Source organism: Legionellales bacterium, assembly GCA_026125385.1.
GTDB lineage: Bacteria > Pseudomonadota > Gammaproteobacteria > JAHCLG01 > JAHCLG01 > JAHCLG01.
On the sequence record JAHCLG010000011.1, the window covers coordinates 53,596 to 75,293 of the forward strand.

Sequence of the window (21,698 nt, forward strand, 5' to 3'; positions counted from 1 at the left end):
TGATAATAGCTCAAAATCATTCAGCCATTTAAAAGTTGGGTTAATACTTCCCACACACGTTGCGGGGGAATATCGGTGTAACAGGCTGGAGAAACGCTGGTTATTTCAGGGTAATTACAGTGTTGACGATAACAAGGCGCGCAGGGAAAATTGGCTTGTAAGTGAATTTGTTGATCGCCTGTTGATCCAATTAATCCTGAATCAGTGGAGCCATAAATTACTACTGCCGGAATATTTAACGCTGCGGTTAAATGACTTAATCCCGTATCCACACACACGGCTGCAGTTGCTTTGGCGATGACACTCGCCATTTCTGCGACACCTAAAAAAGGTAATACGTGCGCGTGAGGAAATAAATTTGCTAAGCGTTGCGCGCGCTCTTGCTCAAGACGATTTCCCCAAGTTAATAATACGGTTTGTTGTTGAATACCTGCGAAATTTAATAATTCTTGCCAATAAGATTCTGGCCACCATTTGGTTTCCCAGCTAGCATTATGAATAAATAATAAATAATGATCGGGTAATGTAAATGTAATTTGTGGTAAGCGAGTCCGCTCAATGCCAAAGTCAGGTTGCTGGGTTGGCAACGGATAATTTAATATTTGCGAAAATAATTGGCGCAAACGTGTAATGGCATGCAAATTTTTATCGACCTGATATTTTTTTTGATAAAACCACTGCGCACCAAATTCGCGCGCGCTATGTTTATCCAAACCACAGCGGGTGCCACGGGAGAATGCTGTAATAATTGCGCTTTTTAAATTGTTTTGACCATCGATGACTAAATCGTAATTGTGCTCTCTTACATTGTTGATGAATTTTTTTATTTCGCCATTGCTGATACTTTTCAACCAGCTTTTACGCCAGCGTCGGTGCGCGCTGGGTATAATTTTATTTATCGCAGGATGCCATTTAGCAACATCTTGAAATCCCTCGTCAATCACCCAATCAAATTCGATCGTCGGGATTGCATTTTTAGCATCGGTTAATGCTGGCAGCGCATGAATTAAATCACCCATGGAAGTTAATTTGACTAAGAGTACACGCATTAATATTCCGCTTTTACAAACAACTTTTTTAAATTTTTTATTTTAGCGCTAAAACTGTGTTTATTACTATGACTTTGCAATGCCTGTTTATCGGTCATATAATTCATTTGAATAGAATGGCGCGCACCTTCGAAGGGTAAATAACCATGCCAACAATTATGGGTCACTTCAAAAATAAGGCATGAACCCGTTGTCGGTTTAATTTGCGCCACATAATCATGCAAATCGTGATTATTCTTTAAAATTCGCAAACAACCGGCATCGCCATGCCATTGTTGATTTAAATACACTAACAACGTCATTTTTTTATCTTTTGAGTCGGTATGAATACGCCCATCTTTAGCGCGCGAATAACCGCGAAGCGTGGTCATGCACGGACGATCGGTTAAATCTATTTTAAATTGTCTAGCAATCACTTCACGCAAGTCATCACTTTCTAATTCTTGAATTAATTGATTAAAGAGTGGTGAATAGTGATTTTGGCTTAAAGGGATTGAGCCACCATCTTGAATGGCAGGAAAACTTAAAGCAATAGCATCGACTTTTTCAGAATAAAATATTTGATCGATAATTAAATGAGGAAACGGAGTTTGAATAACCGGGTTTTGAGTAATTGCAGCGATATTAATTAAATTTAAACTCATGTTATTTTCCCGAATGGTTGTGTAATTCTTGCAATTTTAAATAACGATAGTACGTGTATTCCGCAATCGATTTTGCGAGCATAAATCCAGCTTTGCCATCTAAAAAACCGCCGCGCCATAGATAGTTGCGTAAAAATGCCCAGACTCCTTTTAATTCAGCCTTAAGAAAATTCGCCTTTTTTCCTTGATCGAATAATTTTTTTGCCCCTGCCGTGGAGTAACGATTAATTTTATCAACCAATTCATGTAAATCTTGATAGGGATGATGATGAATTTTTTGCGTTAAACGCCCAATTTTTCCATCAACTTGAAGATTTTCGTGTAAAATGGCCTGGTCAAAACGCGTGTGCTCGCGTTTAAACAAGCGCACATGAGTTTCCCCGCCCCAATCGCCAAAACGAATCGCTTGTTGTAAAAAATACGATTGAAAGGGAATTTCATAGGCGCTACAAGAGGTGTTGCGGATCGTATATTGAATTTCTTGAGCCAGTTCTGGAGTAACACGCTCATCCGCATCGAGTGATAACACCCAGTCACCTCGCGCTTTTTCTAACGCACGTTGTTTTTGCACACCGTAACCCAGCCAATCCATGACAAAAATACTCGCATTAAACTCTTTAGCAATCAGCAGCGTATCATCGGTGCTACCAGAATCCACTAGAATGATTTCATCGACAAAAGCAATTGAGCGTAAGCACTCGCGAAGATTATGCGCTTCGTTATAGGTAATGATAATTGCGCTTAAGTGCGGTTTATGTGGTGTTTCCATGATTGCAAGGCGTCGTTGTTAAGAGCTGTATACTAACAAGTTAGCGCTGAGCAGGCAATCGCTAAGCACTGGTTAAAACCCTTCAATGTTGACTCTAAACTACTGATTACTTGGTGATGGTAATCATTTTACTTGTGGTGAGTCATGAGTATTAGTAAATGAAATTGTAGTAGTTGATGTTGTTGGTGGGTGGCATGTCTTGTTTTGATGGAATAATGAATAACGTCTAGCTTTATTATTATTCAATTGTGATGCTGTTGACCATGAATAATCCTTATAATTATCTCGCGCAGAGTAACCCTTGTTATTGACAATATCTGGGGCTGCCCCTGCCTTAAGCAGCATATTAATAATGCTATTTTTTATATTTTTATCAAGTTCCGAATTAAAGGCACAGGCATTTATAGGTGTAAAGCCAGAATTATTTGTTTGATTAACAAAATTCTTACTCACAAGTAGACGAAATGGTGAAACATGGGTGATGCGAGATAATTACGGTGTTGACCATTCTACTCTGCTGCGATATTAACTCCGTAAACCAACGCCTTTTTTCAGCAAATGACAGCACAGCCAAAACAGCACGACAATACAAATGATGATGACTAGTAAGGTAATATCAACTGGCACATCAGAAAAACCAAAAAACGCATAACGAAAGGCATTGATTAAATATAAAATCGGATTGAAATACGATAATTTTTGCCAGAAGGATGGCAGTAAATGAATGGAATAAAAAACTCCGCCTAAATAGGTTAACGGGGTTAACACAAAGGTGGGAACAATGGCAATGTCATCAAAACGGCGCGCGTATAAGGCGTTAATAAATGCCAGCAGGCCAAGTAAAATACTGGCAAGACTTGCGATTAAAAAAACCATAAGATAATGTTTAATCGGCAGATGAGTAAAGAATAGTGCTACGATAAACACTAAAATACCCGATAATAATCCGCGTAATACCGCACCGAACAGATTAGCCAGTAAATACGTTAAGTTGGTGGTCGAAGAAACTACAATTTCTTCAATTGAGTGTTGGAAACGCGCGCTAAAAACAACAGCGGTGACATGTCCGTAGGCATTGGTGATAACAGCCATCATTAATAATCCAGGTGTGATATATTGCATATAGGTGTAACCCTGGATGGATTGTAATTGTGAACCGATCAAATGACCAAAAATTAAAAAATATAAGGTCATGGTAACCACTGGCGGCAAAACGGTTTGCGACCATAAACGAAAAATACGTTTGATTTGTGCAATGGTTAAGGTGCAAAAAGCTATCCATTGACGAAATAAAAAATCACGCTGCATGTTTGTTCACCAAATTCACGAATAATTCTTCTAAACGATTTGATTTATTGCGCATGCTAATCACATCGACCTGTTGCGTTTGGAAATAAGCAAAAATTTCATTTAATGTGACGCTTTTGGGCATGGTAATAATCAAAGTATGAGGATCGGGCAGCTCAACTTCACAGTGCGGGATAGTGGGCAAAGTGTGAATGGGTTTTGCCACGTCAAAAATAAAACTTTCAACGTTCAATTTTTGCAATAAATCTTTTGTAAGACCCTGCTCGATAATTTCGCCGTGATCAATAATCGCAAGACGTTTACACAAACTTTCTGCTTCTTCTAAATAGTGCGTGGTTAAAATAATAGTTTTGCCTTGTTTATTTAATTCTTGCAAATAGTTCCACATATCGCGACGAACTTCGATATCGACTCCTGCAGTGGGTTCGTCCAAAATTAAAATTTGTGGATTATGCATCAGGGCACGTGCAATCATTAGCCTCCGTTTCATTCCGCCCGATAAACTCCGCGAGGCATGTTTGCGTTTTTCCCACAAACCTAAACGTTTTAAATGTTCTTCGGCGCGAACACGCGCAATTTTACCCGGCACACCATAAAAACCGGCTTGATCAATTAAAATTTGCCAGGGAGTTTCAAAAATATTGAAATTAAATTCTTGGGGTACAATACCCAAAAAGGTTTTGGCATAAGAAAAGTTTTTATCGATATCAATGCCTAAAATTGATACGTGACCACTGGTTTTAAAAACTAATGAAGAAATGATGCCTAAGGTTGTGGTTTTTCCGGCACCATTAGGCCCCAATAAACCGAAAAATTCACCTTGCGCGACATGCAAGTGAATATTTTTTAAGGCTACTACGCCGTTTTTATAAGTTTTATTTAAATGGGTGATTTCAAGTGCGTTCATGGAAATGGGCGTTGAGAGTTAGGTTGCTAGTATTATACTCATTTCCCTTAACACGTCATCATATTTTTTATTTTTAACGCAAAGCTTTACTGAGTCTTCCACCTAATCAAGGTAACTAATCGATACTGAACAGCAGGCGTTTAGGCTTTAGGAATAAAATCGGCCGAAGTATAGTGCTTCGAGGTATCCAATTTATTTAATTCATTAATGACTCGGCTCAAATCATCCGGTTCGCCGCCCGTCGCGGGCAACATATTTTCTTGGGTCGCTACCATCTTACGTCCTAAATCAAAGGCTTTTTGTTTGAGCTCAGCAATTCTTTGGTAGTGGGAAGTAGTCATAAGATGACTCCTATTATTTTTTGCTAGGGTTTAATCGTTGGCTTGACACCAGAATTGATACATTAACCCTTTTTTCTTTTTCATCATATACGCCAGATTATGACATTCAAATTGTATCCATTGTAAAATATTATTTCCATAGGGATCATTAGGAAATAGACTACGGTAATCATTGAGTATTTCAGGATCATTGCCATCAAACGCTAAAAATTTTAAATTTAATTTTTCTAACATGGTATGAATTTGCGCAATAGAGTAGCGACTTTCTTGCACGTGAAAAAATAAATCGCGAACTCCACTTAAATAATACAAATCAGCAAGCCCAGGGTTTAATAATTTGGCGTACAGATCAGGGGTATCGAACAATAATTCACGAAATTGCACAATATCTTCGCGAGTCGATTGAAGGGCGGATTTTTGTATCACCTCACGAAAATATACCACATCTTGACGGGCAATTTCACTGTATAGCGCAATATTCATTACGCCATTTGCGGTTAACAAAGAGCGAAGTTTGTGCCAACCCAACAAGGGATCTTGCATGTGATGCAATACACCTGCCGATTCAATCACGTCGAATTTTTCAGGATATTGATCCATTTCTAAAATATCGGCTTGCAAGAATTTTACATTTTTAACCTGATAATAATCAGCCATTTTCATGGCATAAGCAAGACTAGCACGAGAAATATCAATAGCCGTTACTTCGATATTTCTATACGATTTAGCCACCCACAAAGGTTGTTTTCCGGTGCCACATCCGGCAATTAATACTTTTAAGGTTTTACCATGCCAATGTTCAGGCACGGAAAAATTACCGCAATTTTGTGTAATGTGATGAGCAAACTCAATTGGGGAACTGTATAATCCCGACCAGCGAGGATACGGATTTTCTTCGTATTGTTGCTGAACATTTTGCGTTACTCGATTATTGATGGAGCCAAAAGACTGGATCTGCGATTTATACTCTTCTTCTTGTAAAATGTCGAATAATACGCATTTTAAAAAAATTTGCGAATAGGCTGGCCAATTTTCTAGTGGTATTTTAATCAGCTTGTGTGCCTGTGCTAACTTGTGCACGGGATGATACATGCCATATAACATTAAAAATGGCGCAAGCGCCTGCGGTTGCCACGATGAATGATTAATAGCATTTAATAGTAATTGTTGAATTTCACTTAAAATTACTTTTTCTTCGCTATCAATTGGAAAGATAAATTCATTTTTTAAACTTTGCAAACCAATCGCATGAGTTATTTCAATCAAATTTGGATCGATGGTCATGTTTTGCAAGGAATCTACTAAAATTTTTTTACGGATCTGCCTGACCACTATTTCTAATTTTCGGTGCATCATTAAAGTGGACTGTAACCCATTAATTAACAAAGACTCATGAATTATTTTTTTATACTTTTCATCCGTTAATTGAATATTTTCTTCTGATAAATCAAATTTTTTAAATAAATAGTTTCCTAAAAACGGATAAATAAATTCTCGTTGGAGATTTTCTTTGCTAAGAAAATTCAACAAAAATTCTTCTATTTGAGCCGAGCATTGAAGATCGGGTTGCGCCAAATAGACTCTAATTAACCAGGTATAAACATCCGTGTAATGCGGGTCGAGTTCATAAACGCGTTGAAAATTTTCTAACGACTTTTCACAATTATCTTCATAAGCGTAACACATCCCTAATGAATAAAGCGCACTGACATGTTTAGGATTATTATTTAATATAGTTTGATAAACTTGTTTAGATTCTTCGAGTCGATTGTTTAGTAAATAGTATCCGCCAAGATATAATAAAGCATCGACATAGTGAGGATTAAGTTGCAAGGCGCGCTGACAAAATTGAGCACCGCTATCTAAATTGCCCTCTTCTTGCGCAATACATCCCAGAAAATAATAGGCTTTGTCGGCAAATTCTGCGTTTTTGGTTAAGCGCTGAAAAATAGTTTTGGCTTTGGCTAATTCTTTTCTGCGATAAAGATTATAGGCTTTTTTAATTAATTTATTGTGTTTAGCAGCAGATTCAACATAATTTGCAGTAATTTTCACGGCCTTATTCATAGACATTCCTTGTGCGCTATTTTCTGACCACGAAGTTGTTCGTAGCCTTATTTATTTCAGTATAGAACAGTACAAAATGATTTTGAATTTTTCAGCGCATAAAAAAAAGGCGCATCCTGTAGATACGCCTAGTCAGAGATTAACAATATGAGATTTTAGTCAGCTGGTTGTTGAAGGGTATTTTCCTCTTCAGCAACTTCTTTCATACTCAAACGCACCCGTCCTTGGCGATCGATTTCGATGACTTTCACGCGAACTTCTTGGCCTTCGCTTAAAACATCGGTGACGTTTTGAATACGACGATTAGCAATTTGTGAAATATGCACTAAACCTTCGCGTCCAGGCAAGAATGAGACAAATGCGCCAAAATCCATGATGCGAACAACTTTACCATCATAAATTTTACCGACTTCAGCTTCCGCAACAATCATTTCGATGCGATTTTGCGCTTCACGAGCAGCCGCCGCATCCGCAGCATAAATTTGGATTAAACCTTCTTCGCTGATATCAATAGTGGCTTTAGTTTCTTCGGTAATGGCGCGAATGGTCGAGCCGCCTTTACCAATGACATCACGAATTTTTTCAGGATCGATTTTCATGGAAAATACGCGTGGTGCATAGTCGGACAAATCCGAGGGACTGGCCAGCGCAATATTCATGAGATTTAAAATATGAATACGGCCATCTTTGGCTTGAGCCAAGGCTTTTTCCATGATTTCACGAGTAATGCCGTCGATTTTAATATCCATTTGCAAGGCAGTTACACCCGTTTGTGTTCCTGCTACTTTGAAATCCATATCACCTAAGTGATCTTCATCGCCTAAAATATCGGTGAGGACAGCAAATTCGCTGCCTTCTTTGATTAATCCCATGGCAATACCGGCAACGTGAGATTTAATCGGCACACCGGCATTCATTAACGCTAGACTTGAACCACACACGGAAGCCATGGAGCTGGAACCATTCGATTCAGTAATATCGGATACGATGCGTAAGACATAGGGAAATTGTTTGGGATCGGGTAGAACCGCTTGAATGCCGCGTTTGGCTAAACGACCATGACCAATTTCACGACGTTTGGGTGAACCCATCTGCCCCACTTCCCCGACACAATACGGTGGGAAATTATAATGAAGCATGAAGTTTTCTTTATGCTCACCTTCCAAGGCATCGATTAATTGCGCATCACGTAATGTGCCCAAAGTACAAGTCACTAAAGCTTGAGTTTCACCACGAGTGAATAAAACACTGCCATGGGTACGAGGTAACAGATTGGTTTCGATGGTAATAGGACGCACGGTTTTGGTATCGCGCCCATCAATTCGCCGACCTTCGCGTAAGATACGATTACGTACGATGGTTTTTTCTAATTTTTCAATCACCCCATTCACGACAATTTCCGAAGGAGCTTGATCATTTTCAGGATGAATTAATTTTGCGTGAATAGCATCGCGAATTTGTGCTAATGCCGTTTGGCGATCGAGCTTATTGGCAACCATATAGGCATCACCCATCGATTGCGCAAATTCTTGCTCCACCTGTTGATACAATATTGTTGCATCTGTGGGTTTTTCCCATTGCCAGGCAGGTGGGTTAACTTGTTCAGCAAAATCCTTGATGGCCTTGATAGCAACTTGCATTTGTTCGTGACCGAATAACACCGCATCGAGCATGGTTTGTTCGGATAATTCTTTGGCTTCAGATTCCACCATTAACACAGCATTCTGCGTGCCTGCCACCACAAGATCTAATTCAGAAGTTTCTAATTGTGAATAAGAGGGATTTAATACAAATTTACCGTCAATATAACCCACACGAGCAGCACCGACCGGACCGTTAAAGGGTAAACCAGAAATCGCTAAGGCTGCTGATGCGCCTAATAAAGCTGCAATATCGGGATCGACATCGGGATTTGCCGACACCACGGTTGCCACAATTTGCACTTCTTGCTTGAAATCTTCGTCGAATAAAGGACGCAAGGGTCTATCGATTAAGCGAGAGGTTAAGGTTTCTTTTTCGCTGGGGCGGCCTTCGCGCTTAAAAAACCCGCCAGGAATTTTTCCTGCAGCATAGGTTTTTTCTTGATAATTCACTGTTAACGGAAAAAAATCGCGATCGCCAACATTGCCTTTTACTGCAACCATTGTTACTAATACGCTGGTATCTCCGAGCGTAATTAAGACAGAGCTGGTTGCTTGGCGAGCAATGCGTCCGGTTTCCAGAGTGACGGTTTGATCGCCGTATTGAAATGAACGAGTAATAATAGACATTAAGATATCCTTGAATGGTTAAATAAAAACGATCCTTCTTAATCCAAGATAACCTGAAGTATTTGAACATAGAAAATAAAAATTGCTAATTGATTTTTATTTTCTATGTTCAACAATAACCACAAAGTTATCTTGTGATAAGGCTAGTTAACGTTTTTACTGTGAAGAGTTAACGTTGTTACGCGTGATTAATGACGAATTTCCAACAATTCGACTAATTTACGAAAACGTTCACCATCAACATTTTTTAAATAACGCAATAAACCTTTACGTCGATTAACAAGTTTAATTAAACCATGACGTGAATGTTTATCTTTCTTGTGAATTTTAAAGTGTTCCGTTAATTCGGTGATACGACGCGTCAAAATTGCCACTTGAACTTCAACAGAGCCAGTATCGCTTTTGCCTAAATTTAATTGATCACGAACGTTTTGCATTGTCTCAGCTTTATGTGCTGTGCTTAGCGCCATTTAACTATTCTCCTACTAGATTATTTTCATTGCGGTAAAATCTGCGAAAAAGGCAAGCTTTTCGCACACGAACGCGAATTGTAACGAGGTTAGCGCATGAAAACAAGGCTATTAATCAAGAATATATTTTTATCCTCTTATTCCTGAGTCAAGATAGGTAATATTCAGCAAAATCGCATGAGTATAAAGATGAGATAAGTAAAGTCCACTATTAACCGTTTGTCCTGGAGCATTAGACAATTGACTCTTACCCCAATCGGAAAACTCATAACCAACACCCATTTGTACTTGGGGAGAAATGGAATATTGTAGGCCTATTCCTAAACTATAAGTAACACCGGTTTTGCGTTGCTCGGTAAAATTAGGCATAGCAACCGCTTGATCGAGGGTTGGAGTATTGTTGAAGCCATAGGCTTGATTGTTAGCGATCCCCACACTAGCACTCAACCAAGGGATCACTTTCCATCCTAGATCGGCCAATAATTTCCATTTTACACTGACGCTGCTGTGTTTAATTTTATAACTATAATCATAATTATTAAATTGCGGATCGGCATCATCCCAAATATTACCTCGTAACGTAGCATGATGCGCCAAAGTGAAATCCAAACCAATTTGATTAAACCAACGCTGAGAGCTTGGCAATTGCACGCCGAGAAATAAGCCTGCTTGCGTCAAAGCCCGCCACTTGGGGGTGGCATTAAAAGTTTTTTCAATATTCGGTGCTAACGAGAGTGTTTGTGTCTTGCCGCCTTTCGCAGTAATCACGCCCCCCTCGAGGCCAATCACTAATTGGGTTTCTTCGACCTGCTTCAGGCTGTTATTCGATTGCAGTGAATAAGCTATCGAGCAACTCAAACAAGTTATAACGCCACCGATAAGCCATTTTCCGCTGTAGTGTTTCATGAAATCCCTTTGATTATTATGCAAAAACACAGGAATAACACACATTAACTGATAATACAAGAAGAAACACAGCCCAACAGAAGTTTCGCACCAGTGCGAAACTCCTGCCCAAGATAAACACGGATTGGTATTGTTTGAGTCTGTGCAAAATTTGCAGTATTAACGATTAACTGTCGATTTTGCGCGACACTGTAATCAACCATCAGTACTTTTTGATCCAGGCTCAGAAAATGGATACAAGCGCTTGCGATTAATTTTCACCCATTTCGCGAATTTTGCGCGTTATCACCGTGGGTGTTTTAATTAAACGGCGTGGAACAATCTTTCCTTCGGCATCGATTTCACCTATACCAAAAAATTGATGCTCGCCGTGAAATAATTTTACCCATCCCGATTCCGGCGAACGTGGAATTTTCATGGCTTGACCGCGCCGTAAGTAAAAAGCCGCAGCATTACTTAAATTCAATTCTGGCCAATTGGGTAACACGTGATCAATAGAGAGCAGCAAACTATCAAGTTGAGTTAATGCACCTGTTTTAGCGATTTCTTCAATCGCTTCGATATTATGCATTTGCTTAGTTTGAAATTGGCCAATGCGGGTGCGACGCAAATGCGTGACATGTGCGCCGCAGCCGAGAACTTTACCAATATCTTCGACTAACGTTCGCACATAGGTGCCTTTGCTGACATGTACCTGCAAATCTAAGGTGTCACGTCCTGCATGAACTAAAGTTAATTCATAAACTGACACCGGACGTGCTTCGCGTTCAACTTCTTTGCCTTCACGAGCGAGTTGATATAAAGGTTTGCCTTGTTGTTTGATGGCGGAAAACATCGAAGGAATTTGTTTAATTTCGCCACGAAATTTTGCTAATACTGCTTCGATATCGGCTACTGAAAAATTAGGTACATGGTGTTGTGCGATGATTTTACCATCGGCATCGCCGCTATCGGTTTCAATGCCTAATTTTGCCGAAACAGCATAATACTTATCGGCATTTAATAAATATTGAGAAAATTTGGTGGCTTCGCCAAAACAAATGGGCAACATGCCCGTCGCCAATGGATCTAAACTGCCGGTATGTCCCGCTTTTGCCGCTTGATATAAACGTTTAACCGTTTGTAACGCTGCATTAGAAGTCAGTTTAATGGGTTTATCGAGTAATAGAATACCATTGATATCACGACCACGCAGCGGTCGATTGGTGAGGATGCGTTTTCTCATGACATCATTCCTTATGTTTTTTTTCATCTTGATGGATAGCCTTATTGATGATTTGGCTCATATAATTGCCGCGTGCAATACTTTCATCATAAATAAACAGTAATTCAGGAACAACTCTTAATTCTAAAAGCCGAGATAATTCATAACGCAATTGTTTTTTTGCCGCATTTAAAATGGTGGCCTGTTCTTTATAAGGCACCGAATCGTTTAAGGTGGTAAAAAAAACTTTGGCATGTTTTAAATCTTTGGAGAGCTTAATGACGGAAATCGTCACTAAACCTAACCGCGGATCGCGCATTTCACGTTGAATGATGAGCGCGAGTTCTCGTTGAATGACATCGGCAACCCGACGCGTGCGTTCAAAATCTTTTGGCATGATCGCTTCTCAATAAATTACGATTTACGTTCTACTTGTACTTGTTCATAAACTTCAATTTGATCGCCGGTTTTAATATCGTTGTAATCTTTGACTCCGATACCACATTCCATGCCTTGGCGTACTTCATTGGCATCGTCCTTAAACCGTTTTAAGGATTGTAGCGATCCTTGGAAAATCACCACATTATCGCGCAAGACACGAATAGGATTATTGCGTTTTACGCTGCCTTCAACCACCATACAACCTGCCACTGCACCAAATTTTGAGGAACGAAATACTTCACGAACTTCCGCCAAGCCAATAATTTGTTCTTTAAATTCGGGCGCTAACATACCGGTGATAGCTTGTTTGACTTCTTCAAGTGCATGATAAATCACGCTGTAATAACGCAAATCCACACCTTCGGTTTCAACTAAACGACGCGCGGTATTATCGGCGCGCACGTTAAATCCGATGACAATGGCACTTGAAGCAATCGCCAGATTAATATCCGATTCGGTGATCCCACCAATACTGCTGGCAATAATTTTAACTTTCACTTCATTGGTTGATAATCCACTCAATGCTTCGCTTAACGCTTCTGCAGAACCTTGCACATCAGCTTTTAAGACGATATTTAAGGCTTTCACTTCACCTTCGTTTAAGTTATCAAAAATATTGTCAAGCTTCACTTTGCTATTGCGTGCTAATTTCACTTCGCGGAATTTACCTTGGCGGAATAAGGCCACTTCACGAGCCTTGCGTTCATCAGCAACGACCAGCGCTTCATCGCCTGCGTTCGGCGCACCCGCTAACCCTAAAATTTCAACGGGAATGGACGGACCGGCTTCTTCAACAGGCTTACCTAATTCGTTTAACATGGCACGCACACGACCGTAAAATAAACCAGCCAGTAAAATATCGCCTTTATGCAAGGTTCCCGCTTGCACTAGGACGGTTGCTACGGTTCCACGTCCTTTATCAATACGCGATTCAATGACCACACCTTTTGCCGGACAATCCTGCGGCGCTTTTAATTCCAACACTTCAGACTGCACTAACACAGAGTCGAGTAAGGCATCTACACCTTGCCCTGTTTTTGCCGAAATCGGCACAAACATAACATCACCACCCCACTCTTCGGGGATGACTTGGTATTGGGTTAATTCCGTTTTAACGCGTTCGGGATCGGCTTCGTGTTTATCTATTTTATTGACCGCGACAATAATTGGAACCCCAGCGGCGCGCGCATGTTGGATAGCTTCTATCGTTTGGGGTTTAACGCCATCATCGGCTGCTACTACTAAAATTACGATATCCGTGCATTTCGCCCCGCGAGCACGCATTGCCGTAAACGCAGCGTGGCCTGGGGTATCGAGAAAAGTAATTTCTCCTTTATCGGTTTTCACGTGATAAGCACCAATGTGTTGTGTGATCCCGCCCGCTTCGCCAGCCGCAATTTTGGTGCGACGAATATAATCGAGTAACGAAGTTTTACCATGGTCAACATGCCCCATGATAGTAACAACCGGAGCACGAGTTTCTCCATCACCATGGGCAGAATGTTCTAAGGTTAAGGCTTCTTCTAATGCATTTTCTTTGAGTAACTTGGGTTTATGTCCCATTTCTTCAACCACAATCACCGCGGTATCTTGGTCAATAACTTGGTTAATCGTTGCCATTGCACCTAAGGTCATCATGACTTTAATGACTTCTGCCGCTTTAACCGACATTTTTTGCGCTAAATCGGCGACCGTGATCGTTTCTGGAATTAATACCTCACGAACAATAGGCGCTGTGGGTTTTTCAAAAACGTGTTGATTGATAGGCGCTTGTTTTTTACGCGCTGATTTTTTGTGGCGTTGGCGGGTTAAGACATTAAGGTCTCCGTCATCTTCATCGTCAAAACGATCTTTATGACGCTCACGTTTTTTATCGCGTTTTCCTGCAGGTTTTTTATCGCCTTTATTCAAGTTCGCTTGTTGTTCTGCTACTTTTTGTTTTTCATCTTCGACGGGTTTTTCTTGCGGCGCTTCACTGACCACAGCAGGCTCAAGAATTTCCTCGGCTGATGATGTTTCTACTGACGAAACACTATTAGCGGTTTCGCCATGAGGATCAACATTTATGTGCGATGAATCCATGAGCAAGGCATTTTCTAATGCCGTAATCACTTGTTCAGGTAATGCTTGATGTTCTTCTACTTCAGCATTTTCCACATCACTGCGTTTAACATAGGTGCGTTTTTTTCGCACTTCGACGCTGATGGTTTTTTTCTTGCCTTGTGAAGTCGCCAATTTTAATTCGCTAACTTCTTTGCGGCGTAACGTGATTTTTTTAGGTGTAGCCGCGCTTTTAGTCGTCGAGGCTTTTTCGAGATTTTCCGCAACCTCTTCGACAGGTTGTTGCGATTTTAAAAACGACAGAAACTGCCGTTTATCCGTTTCACTGACGGTTTGAGCGGAGTCGTTAATGCCAAGTCCGGCCGCTTTAAATTGCGACAGTAATCGTTCGACTGGAATTCCAACGACGTCAGCAAGTTGTTTAATTGTCACTTCTGACATACCTAGCATCCTCCATCCTCAAAATACGCCGAGTAAAGCGTTTTATTGTGTATATTAATCTTTAACTTCATCAAACCAGGGTTCGCGCGCTTTCATAATGAGTTGCGCAGCCGCTTCCTCAGTTAAACCTTCTATGCCAACAATATCATCGATAGATTGTTCGGCTAAATCTTCCATGGTGCAAATACCTTGAGCCGCTAATGCCTGGGCTAAGGGTTCGGTGATGCCTTCCATGGTTAATAAATCTTCGGCGGGTTCTCCTGCCGGTGACTTTTCATCGCTGGATAACGCTTCGCTTAATAACGCTTCTTTAGCGCGATGACGCAATTCTTCAACGATTTCTTCATCGAAACCTTCGATCTCAAGTAATTCATTAACCGGCACATAGGCAATTTCTTCTAACGACGTAAACCCTTCTGCCATTAATACTTGTGCCACTTCTTCGTCGACTTCTAAGGCTTCCACGAATAATTTTTGGATATTACCTGCTTCCGCTTCATTTTTTTCGACAGCTTCTTCGGTGGTCATGACATTCAATTTCCAACCGGTTAATTCACTGGCAAGGCGGACGTTTTGCCCGTTGCGTCCAATGGCTTGTGATAATTGTTCACGCTCTACCGCCAGATCAATGCTATGCGCATCTTCATCGATAACGATTGAAGCAATCTCTGCGGGTGCCATGGCGTTAATGACTAACTGCGCAGGGTTATCATCCCATAATACGATATCAATGCGCTCACCGCCCAATTCGCCAGAGACAGCTTGGACACGTGTGCCACGCATACCAACACAAGCGCCCACAGGATCAATTCGTCCATCGTTGGTTTTTACGGCAATTTTAGCACGAGAACCGGGATCGCGCGCCGCACTTTTTATTTCAATTAATTCTTCGGCAATTTCGGGAACTTCAATGCGAAATAATTCGATTAACATTTCAGGACGTGTGCGAGACACGGCTAATTGTGGACCGCGATTTTCTTCGCGTATTTCAAATAAATAAGCACGAACGCGATCGCCTGGGCGATAACTCTCGCGAGGTAACATTTCTTCACGAGCGAGCAAGGCTTCGGCATTACTGCCCAAATCAAGAATGACATAATCACGATTGGTTTTTTTCACCACACCTGAAATTAATTGCCCCACTTTTTCGCGATACGCATCGATAATTTGTGAACGCTCTGCTTCTCGCACTTTTTGCACGATAACTTGTTTAGCAATTTGAGCAACGATGCGACCGGATGCAACGGCTTCAATAGGCTCTTGGATCAAATCACCGATTTTGACATCGGGTTTGAGGGCTTGCGCACGCGCGAATAACATTTGTTGCGCGGGATTATTAAAATTAATATCGTCATCGGCTACCACCGTCCAATAACGATAGGTTTCGTAATCACCGGTTTTACGATCGATTTTAACGCGCACCGCAATATCATCGGTATGACGTTTTTTAGTGGCTTGCGCAATCGCCGCTTCGAGCGCCTGGAAAATAATTTCTTTTTCCACACCTTTTTCATTCGATACGGCTTCTGCTACTAATAATATCTCTTTATTCATCGTATTGGCCTCATCCAAGCAATGCTACTAACTTACCTTTTGAAATATTGTCAAAAGGTATCTGGATTTCTTCGTCGTTAACGTTTAACGTTACGGCGTTATCATTAACTCGCACAATTTTTCCAGTGACATGGCGATTACCTGCCAACGGCACATGCAAACGAATTTTAACCGACTGGCCTTGATGTTTCGCATAATGCGCCAGTTTAAACAACGGTTTTTCAATTCCGGGTGAAGACACCTCTAAGAGGTATTCACCATGAATAGGATCTTCCACGTCTAATAAAGCACTGACGCGACGACTGACTTTTTCACAATCATCAATGGTTATCCCAGTGTCTTTATCAATATACAAACGCAGTAGCGATTGGCGACCACGGGGCATATATTCGCAACCTAATAATTCGAAACCTTCTGCACTGACAGTAGATTCGATCATCGCTGCTATGTTGGTTGCAATACCGCTCAAATTTCCGCTCCACATAAACGCAAAGTGGGCAATTGCCCACTTCTACTTTTTCGCACTGATTTATTTTTTACGACTACGCATCACAGCATACAAACCAACTTATAAGTTGGTGAACAACCGCAGACGTTATTTTATTTTAGTAGTCATAAATTTTACTCAATCAGTTCAACACAATTAAAAAAACCCCAAAAGGGGTTTTTCCGTTAACTCTGGTAGCGGGGGCAGGATTTGAACCTACGACCTTCGGGTTATGAGCCCGACGAGCTGCCAGACTGCTCCACCCCGCAATAAGTGAGGCAGATTCTACACAGTTCAGGAGGACAAATCAAGGTTATCAGAAGATTATTTTAATAAAAATCAGGCTTATTCATTGCATGACTATTTTTTCACCGAAAATTTTCTCTAGTGAACAATAATCGCCCTAATAAAAAAAATTCTTCAGTTAACGATGAGCAAGATTACTATCAGATTTTAAATCCAGTAGTTAAGTCATAGCCGCTCAATATCATGCAGTTCGCGTAAGAAAAAATTTATCTCACAATAATTTTTTACATGCATTTAGCATTTTAAAACTTACAGGTCATTACACCGAACCATCAACAATGATAGCGCTAACCATGGTGCCATTAACGTTGATAAGTGTCCGTCCCATATCAATCAATGCGTCTACGCCGATGACTAAACTAATCACGTCATAGGGTAAGCCTAAGGCTGAAAGAGTGACGCTTGCGGCTATGATCCCTGTGCCTGGTATTCCAGAAATTCCCAGCGAAGCAATCATGTTAATCACCATCACTTTGAGAATAAGCCCTACCGTGATGGGTTGATGTAAGATGGTCATGGCCATCACTACGAGGACGGCGGGAAATATTCCAGCGCACGCGTTCATCCCCACGGTGGAGCCAATGCTCGGAATAAAACTTGCGGAAATTTCGCGTAATTTAAATTGCTTACTCAACACCGATTCGGTGACTGGCAAAGTGCCAAAACTAGAACTGGTGGTTAACGCGACAAACCACACTAAACTGACCTTTTTAATATAGTCAATCACCGAGATGCCACGCAGGGTTAATAAAAAGCAATGGAATAATAGCACCAAGAGCATGGCCACATACATAGCCGCAACATAATCGAGAATAGTAATTAAGGAATGCCACCCTTGATGCAGGCTCACCAAGGCTAATAAAGCAAAACTCCCCAACGGGGTGAGTGCGATAATTAAACGCGTTAATTGTTTAATGATTTCAAACAGAGAATGAATAAATTGTTTAAACGGTTCCACGGTTTCGGGTTTTTGGCGATAAAGTAATAAGCCTGCAAAACCAATGAGTGTGGCTAAAATGGCAATGCCTAAAGTATTACCCTTTAACATCGATTCTATTGGATTACTGGGTAAAATTCCTAAAATACTTTCTGCAATATTTTTATAATGATGGGTGGGTATAAACGTTTCACCCGCAATTGTTAAGCCTTGTCCGACATGAAATAACAGCGCAATCACGGCACCAATGCCGGAAGCTAATGCCGTTAACAGTAATAATAAACACACGCCACGTGCTGCAATTGAAGTAACAACTTGACCTTTGAGCTCGCCCATGTTTAACAAGGAATGGATTATCGCTGTGAATAATAAGGGAATGACTAGCATTTTCAAAAGCGCTAAATAACCATTGCCTACGACATTCAAAATACTTGCAATGATTTCGGTGCTTGCATGAGATTCGACTAAACTCAACCATTGAATCAGACAGCCAAACGCAATCCCACTGATGAGGGCAATAAAGACTCGTTTGCCAAATGATACACCCGAAAGTTGCAGCCAAATCAATAAACCAAAACAGGTTATTAATAACATGGGAGCTATTATAGTTATTATCCAGTCCATGAAATCGTCTCGCGCGCTAAAATGAGATTGCATCTATAGCATAAAATTAAGCTAAACCGCAACTTTTGTAAACAAATAGCAATTTACCACCCTAGGTAAAACTCGTTAAAAAAAATTTATTATGAGAACTTCCTGGCCTGAATTTTAGATTTTATTATCAAGCTCAAGATACTCCATTGCGGATCTCGGTAACTTCACTTTCGTATTAAGAACCTAGTCTAGCCAATATATAATCCTAAAATAATAGGATTATATGAGCACGATTTTCATGGGTAAGAAAATTAAACCCTTAGCAACACCTGATCTGAATCAGGTATTAACCCCTGCATTATTAGGGCAAATCATTAAAGCCCGAAGAACGCAGAGTCAACTACGCCTCGAAGATGCTGCAAGTTTGTGTGGGCTAGCCAAACAGACCTACATGAAAATCGAGCATGGCAATAAAAATAGCCACATAGAAAACATACTAAAAATTTGTGCTCAGTTAGGCATTAAATTATACGTTGCACCCTTAGAAAATAATAATGGTGAGCATGATGATTGGCAGTGATTATTCTTTAGATGTTTATTTGGGTCATCAAATTACTTTCATGCTTAGAGGTCACCATTAATATCGTAAAGACTAAGCAAAAAGAAAAATCCTATCTTGATCACTATTACCAAAGTGTCAATGCTCGTTGCCAGCATTTGATAGAACAAATCCCATTAATATCTTCAATTAATCTATGAACCATTCCTATTCTCTCGAGCCTTTATTGGAATTATTAATTACACAACAATTAAATTATATTGTTGAATTAAAAATGCTTCTTAATTTAATTCACATTCAGCCGAACAATTTTCCGTTTCCCAAATCACTACTTTGGTGACGGTAACTGTTGTATCAACTAATACTAGCGGACAGACGTCGGTTAAAAGATAGCGGGCTAAATTTTCTGCTGTCGGGTTATAAGGCATGACGTGTTCTTTGCTATTGGCTATTTTTAAAATTTCTGCCATAAGATGATCGTGCTTTGAACGTGTGAACGCGTGATCCCAATGAGTTGCAATCCAATCGCCAATTCGTTTTTTTAAAATGCCAAAATCAATCACACGACCTAAATGATCTAATTCCTCTGCTTCGGCATAAACAATGGCGACATAATTATGTCCGTGTAAATGTTTACATTCACCTTCGTGATCTAATAAGCGGTGTCCCATCGACCAATGGAAACGTCGTTTGCAAGTTATTTTCATTGTTGAATACTAATTTTTTATAATGCCATATGGCACAGGGTAAATAATGCACCTGGGAATAAGCCTAACAGTAGCACAGCGAGTCCTGTGATACTGATGATCACTTGCACGTCGGTGGTGACTTTGATCGGGGTATTATCGGTGGCATCATCAAAATACATGACTTTAACCACACGCAAATAATAATACGCACCAATCACTGCAAACAGTAACGCCAAAGCGGGTAACCACACGATTCCTTGTTTGATCAATGCTTGCAGCACACCCATTTTCGCAAAAAAGCCCACACTCGGTGGCACGCCTGCCATCGAGAACATGAGTAAAAGCATCATGAAGGCTAGCCACGGACTGCGATGATTCAAACCGCGAAAATCTTCAATACTTTCCACTTCAAAACCACGACGACTTAAAATAATGATCATCCCAAATGCGCCGGTCGACATGATACCGTAACTTATCACATAAAACAAAGTGGCAGCATATCCCGAATCGCTGGCGGCAATTAAACCTAAAAATAAATATCCCATATGAGCAATTGAGGAATATGCCAACATGCGTTTAATATTGGTTTGGACGATCGCGACAAAATTACCAAGCGCCATCGATAATACCGCGGCAATGGTTAAAAATTCTTGCCATTCGACGTGTAATCCTCCTAAGGCACCCGACAATAATCGAATCGCTAATGCAAACGCGGCAATTTTAGGCGCGCTTCCCATTAATAAGGTAACACTGGTCGGCGCGCCTTCATAGGCATCGGGTACCCACATGTGAAAAGGTACTGCACCAAATTTAAAAACGATACCTGCTACCATAAATACTAAGCCAAAGACCACAATAAACATTTCGTTGATAACGACTTTGCCTAAGGTGTTAGACACAACACCAATGTCTAAACTATTGGTAGCACCATATAGCATGGACATGCCGTATAATAATAACCCCGAGGCTAATGCCCCCATAACGAAATATTTCATGGCGGCTTCACTGCATTTGGGATCATCACGACGCATGGCAATCATGGCGTATAACGGCAGGGATAAAATTTCCAGACCTAAATAAATGGTAATAAAATTATGAGCAGAAACTAATACCATCATGCCGATTAAACAAAATAACCCCAGAATATAATATTCACCCATGGGGATATCACGTTCTTGAATGTAATAACGCGAAATTAAAAAAACAAAAAACGTGATGGCTAAAATAAAAATCTTTAAAATAAACGCGGTGTTGTCGAATATATAAGTATCGCTAAAGGTGTATAAAGGAATATAGTGATACAAAAATAACACGCTAATAAAACTAAAAATGATGGCAAATTGAGCAACGTAATAGGTTAAAAATCCACTCAATTTTGCTGGAGAATAAAGCGTTACCAAAATAGCTAGGCAGCTCATCAGTAATAAAATAATTTCTGGGATCGCGGGAAATAAATTAAACCATGTCATTGTGTTAACCTTCTCATTGGCATGATGTTATGGAGCAATCATTGCTGTTTTGTTCACTAAACTTAAACGTAATAATTCACCGACAGATGAATGAAATACATTTAAAAACGGTTGCGGATATAAACCAATAATAAATACTGCCGCAATTAATAATCCGAAAATAAATATTTCCATCACAGAAATATCTTTTAAGGTGGCGACCATTGCATTGGCAACTTCGCCATA

Annotated in this window: 21 protein-coding genes and 1 tRNA gene; 1 reads left to right on the forward strand and 21 read right to left on the reverse strand. The window is 40.3% G+C overall.

Annotation, left to right across the window (positions count from 1 at the left end; translation table 11 throughout):
- Window positions 1–20: 20 nt before the first annotated feature.
- The 18 genes from waaC to KIT27_06170 form a co-directional block, all read right to left on the reverse strand.
- Window positions 21–1,049, reverse strand: a complete 1,029-nt coding sequence (gene waaC / locus KIT27_06085; GenBank protein ID MCW5589217.1) for a lipopolysaccharide heptosyltransferase I — start codon at window positions 1,047–1,049, stop codon at window positions 21–23.
- A complete protein-coding gene (locus KIT27_06090; protein ID MCW5589218.1) occupies window positions 1,049–1,693 on the reverse strand; it encodes a 2OG-Fe(II) oxygenase in 645 nt (214 codons plus the stop codon). The genes waaC and KIT27_06090 overlap by 1 nt, the downstream gene beginning before the upstream one ends.
- A gap of 1 nt (window position 1,694) precedes the next feature.
- Complete coding sequence (locus KIT27_06095; protein MCW5589219.1) at window positions 1,695–2,462, reverse strand: glycosyltransferase family 2 protein; 768 nt, start codon at window positions 2,460–2,462, stop codon at window positions 1,695–1,697.
- Window positions 2,463–2,585: 123 nt separating this feature from the next.
- Window positions 2,586–2,915 carry a hypothetical protein gene (locus KIT27_06100; protein ID MCW5589220.1) on the reverse strand — a complete coding sequence of 110 codons (330 nt, stop codon included), beginning with the start codon at window positions 2,913–2,915 and terminating at the stop codon, window positions 2,586–2,588.
- A gap of 72 nt (window positions 2,916–2,987) precedes the next feature.
- A complete protein-coding gene (locus KIT27_06105) occupies window positions 2,988–3,770 on the reverse strand; it encodes an ABC transporter permease (GenBank protein ID MCW5589221.1) in 783 nt (260 codons plus the stop codon).
- The gene (locus KIT27_06110; protein ID MCW5589222.1) at window positions 3,760–4,677 is read right to left on the reverse strand and encodes an ABC transporter ATP-binding protein; all 918 of its coding nucleotides are present in this window, start codon (window positions 4,675–4,677) and stop codon (window positions 3,760–3,762) included. Before KIT27_06110 ends, KIT27_06105 begins: the two co-directional genes overlap by 11 nt.
- A 140-nt stretch (window positions 4,678–4,817) precedes the next feature.
- Window positions 4,818–5,018, reverse strand: a complete 201-nt coding sequence (locus KIT27_06115) for a hypothetical protein (GenBank protein MCW5589223.1) — start codon at window positions 5,016–5,018, stop codon at window positions 4,818–4,820.
- Window positions 5,019–5,048: 30 nt separating this feature from the next.
- Entirely contained in the window at window positions 5,049–7,085 is a 2,037-nt protein-coding gene (locus tag KIT27_06120) for a methyltransferase domain-containing protein (protein ID MCW5589224.1), read from the reverse strand.
- Between the two features lie 155 nt (window positions 7,086–7,240).
- Entirely contained in the window at window positions 7,241–9,355 is a 2,115-nt protein-coding gene (pnp, locus tag KIT27_06125; GenBank protein ID MCW5589225.1) for a polyribonucleotide nucleotidyltransferase, read from the reverse strand.
- A gap of 188 nt (window positions 9,356–9,543) precedes the next feature.
- A complete protein-coding gene (rpsO, locus tag KIT27_06130) occupies window positions 9,544–9,825 on the reverse strand; it encodes a 30S ribosomal protein S15 (GenBank protein MCW5589226.1) in 282 nt (93 codons plus the stop codon).
- Window positions 9,826–9,954: 129 nt separating this feature from the next.
- Window positions 9,955–10,731, reverse strand: a complete 777-nt coding sequence (locus KIT27_06135; GenBank protein MCW5589227.1) for a porin family protein — start codon at window positions 10,729–10,731, stop codon at window positions 9,955–9,957.
- A gap of 250 nt (window positions 10,732–10,981) precedes the next feature.
- Entirely contained in the window at window positions 10,982–11,956 is a 975-nt protein-coding gene (gene truB, locus KIT27_06140) for a tRNA pseudouridine(55) synthase TruB (protein MCW5589228.1), read from the reverse strand.
- A gap of 4 nt (window positions 11,957–11,960) precedes the next feature.
- Window positions 11,961–12,332 (reverse strand): 30S ribosome-binding factor RbfA, encoded by a 372-nt coding sequence (rbfA, locus tag KIT27_06145; protein ID MCW5589229.1) that lies wholly within the window; start codon window positions 12,330–12,332, stop codon window positions 11,961–11,963.
- A 17-nt stretch (window positions 12,333–12,349) separates the two neighbouring features.
- Window positions 12,350–14,878, reverse strand: coding sequence for a translation initiation factor IF-2 (gene infB, locus KIT27_06150; GenBank protein MCW5589230.1), 2,529 nt, complete (start codon window positions 14,876–14,878; stop codon window positions 12,350–12,352).
- A 54-nt stretch (window positions 14,879–14,932) separates the two neighbouring features.
- Window positions 14,933–16,432, reverse strand: a complete 1,500-nt coding sequence (nusA, locus tag KIT27_06155) for a transcription termination/antitermination protein NusA (GenBank protein MCW5589231.1) — start codon at window positions 16,430–16,432, stop codon at window positions 14,933–14,935.
- A gap of 10 nt (window positions 16,433–16,442) precedes the next feature.
- A complete protein-coding gene (gene rimP / locus KIT27_06160; protein MCW5589232.1) occupies window positions 16,443–16,916 on the reverse strand; it encodes a ribosome maturation factor RimP in 474 nt (157 codons plus the stop codon).
- A 195-nt stretch (window positions 16,917–17,111) separates the two neighbouring features.
- Window positions 17,112–17,188, reverse strand: a tRNA-Met gene (locus tag KIT27_06165).
- A gap of 296 nt (window positions 17,189–17,484) precedes the next feature.
- Entirely contained in the window at window positions 17,485–18,756 is a 1,272-nt protein-coding gene (locus tag KIT27_06170) for a cation:dicarboxylase symporter family transporter (GenBank protein ID MCW5589233.1), read from the reverse strand.
- Window positions 18,757–19,054: 298 nt separating this feature from the next.
- Here KIT27_06170 and KIT27_06175 point away from each other — a divergent pair, with 298 nt between their 5' ends.
- A complete protein-coding gene (locus KIT27_06175) occupies window positions 19,055–19,336 on the forward strand; it encodes a helix-turn-helix transcriptional regulator (GenBank protein ID MCW5589234.1) in 282 nt (93 codons plus the stop codon).
- A 260-nt stretch (window positions 19,337–19,596) separates the two neighbouring features.
- Here the strand turns inward: KIT27_06175 and KIT27_06180 are convergent, their stop codons facing one another.
- The 3 genes from KIT27_06180 to KIT27_06190 all read right to left on the reverse strand — a co-directional run.
- Window positions 19,597–20,022, reverse strand: coding sequence for a 6-carboxytetrahydropterin synthase (locus tag KIT27_06180; protein ID MCW5589235.1), 426 nt, complete (start codon window positions 20,020–20,022; stop codon window positions 19,597–19,599).
- Between the two features lie 17 nt (window positions 20,023–20,039).
- Window positions 20,040–21,473 carry an NADH-quinone oxidoreductase subunit NuoN gene (gene nuoN / locus KIT27_06185; protein MCW5589236.1) on the reverse strand — a complete coding sequence of 478 codons (1,434 nt, stop codon included), beginning with the start codon at window positions 21,471–21,473 and terminating at the stop codon, window positions 20,040–20,042.
- A gap of 27 nt (window positions 21,474–21,500) precedes the next feature.
- The coding region (locus KIT27_06190) for an NADH-quinone oxidoreductase subunit M (GenBank protein MCW5589237.1) at window positions 21,501–21,698 on the reverse strand (198 nt) is incomplete at its 5' end.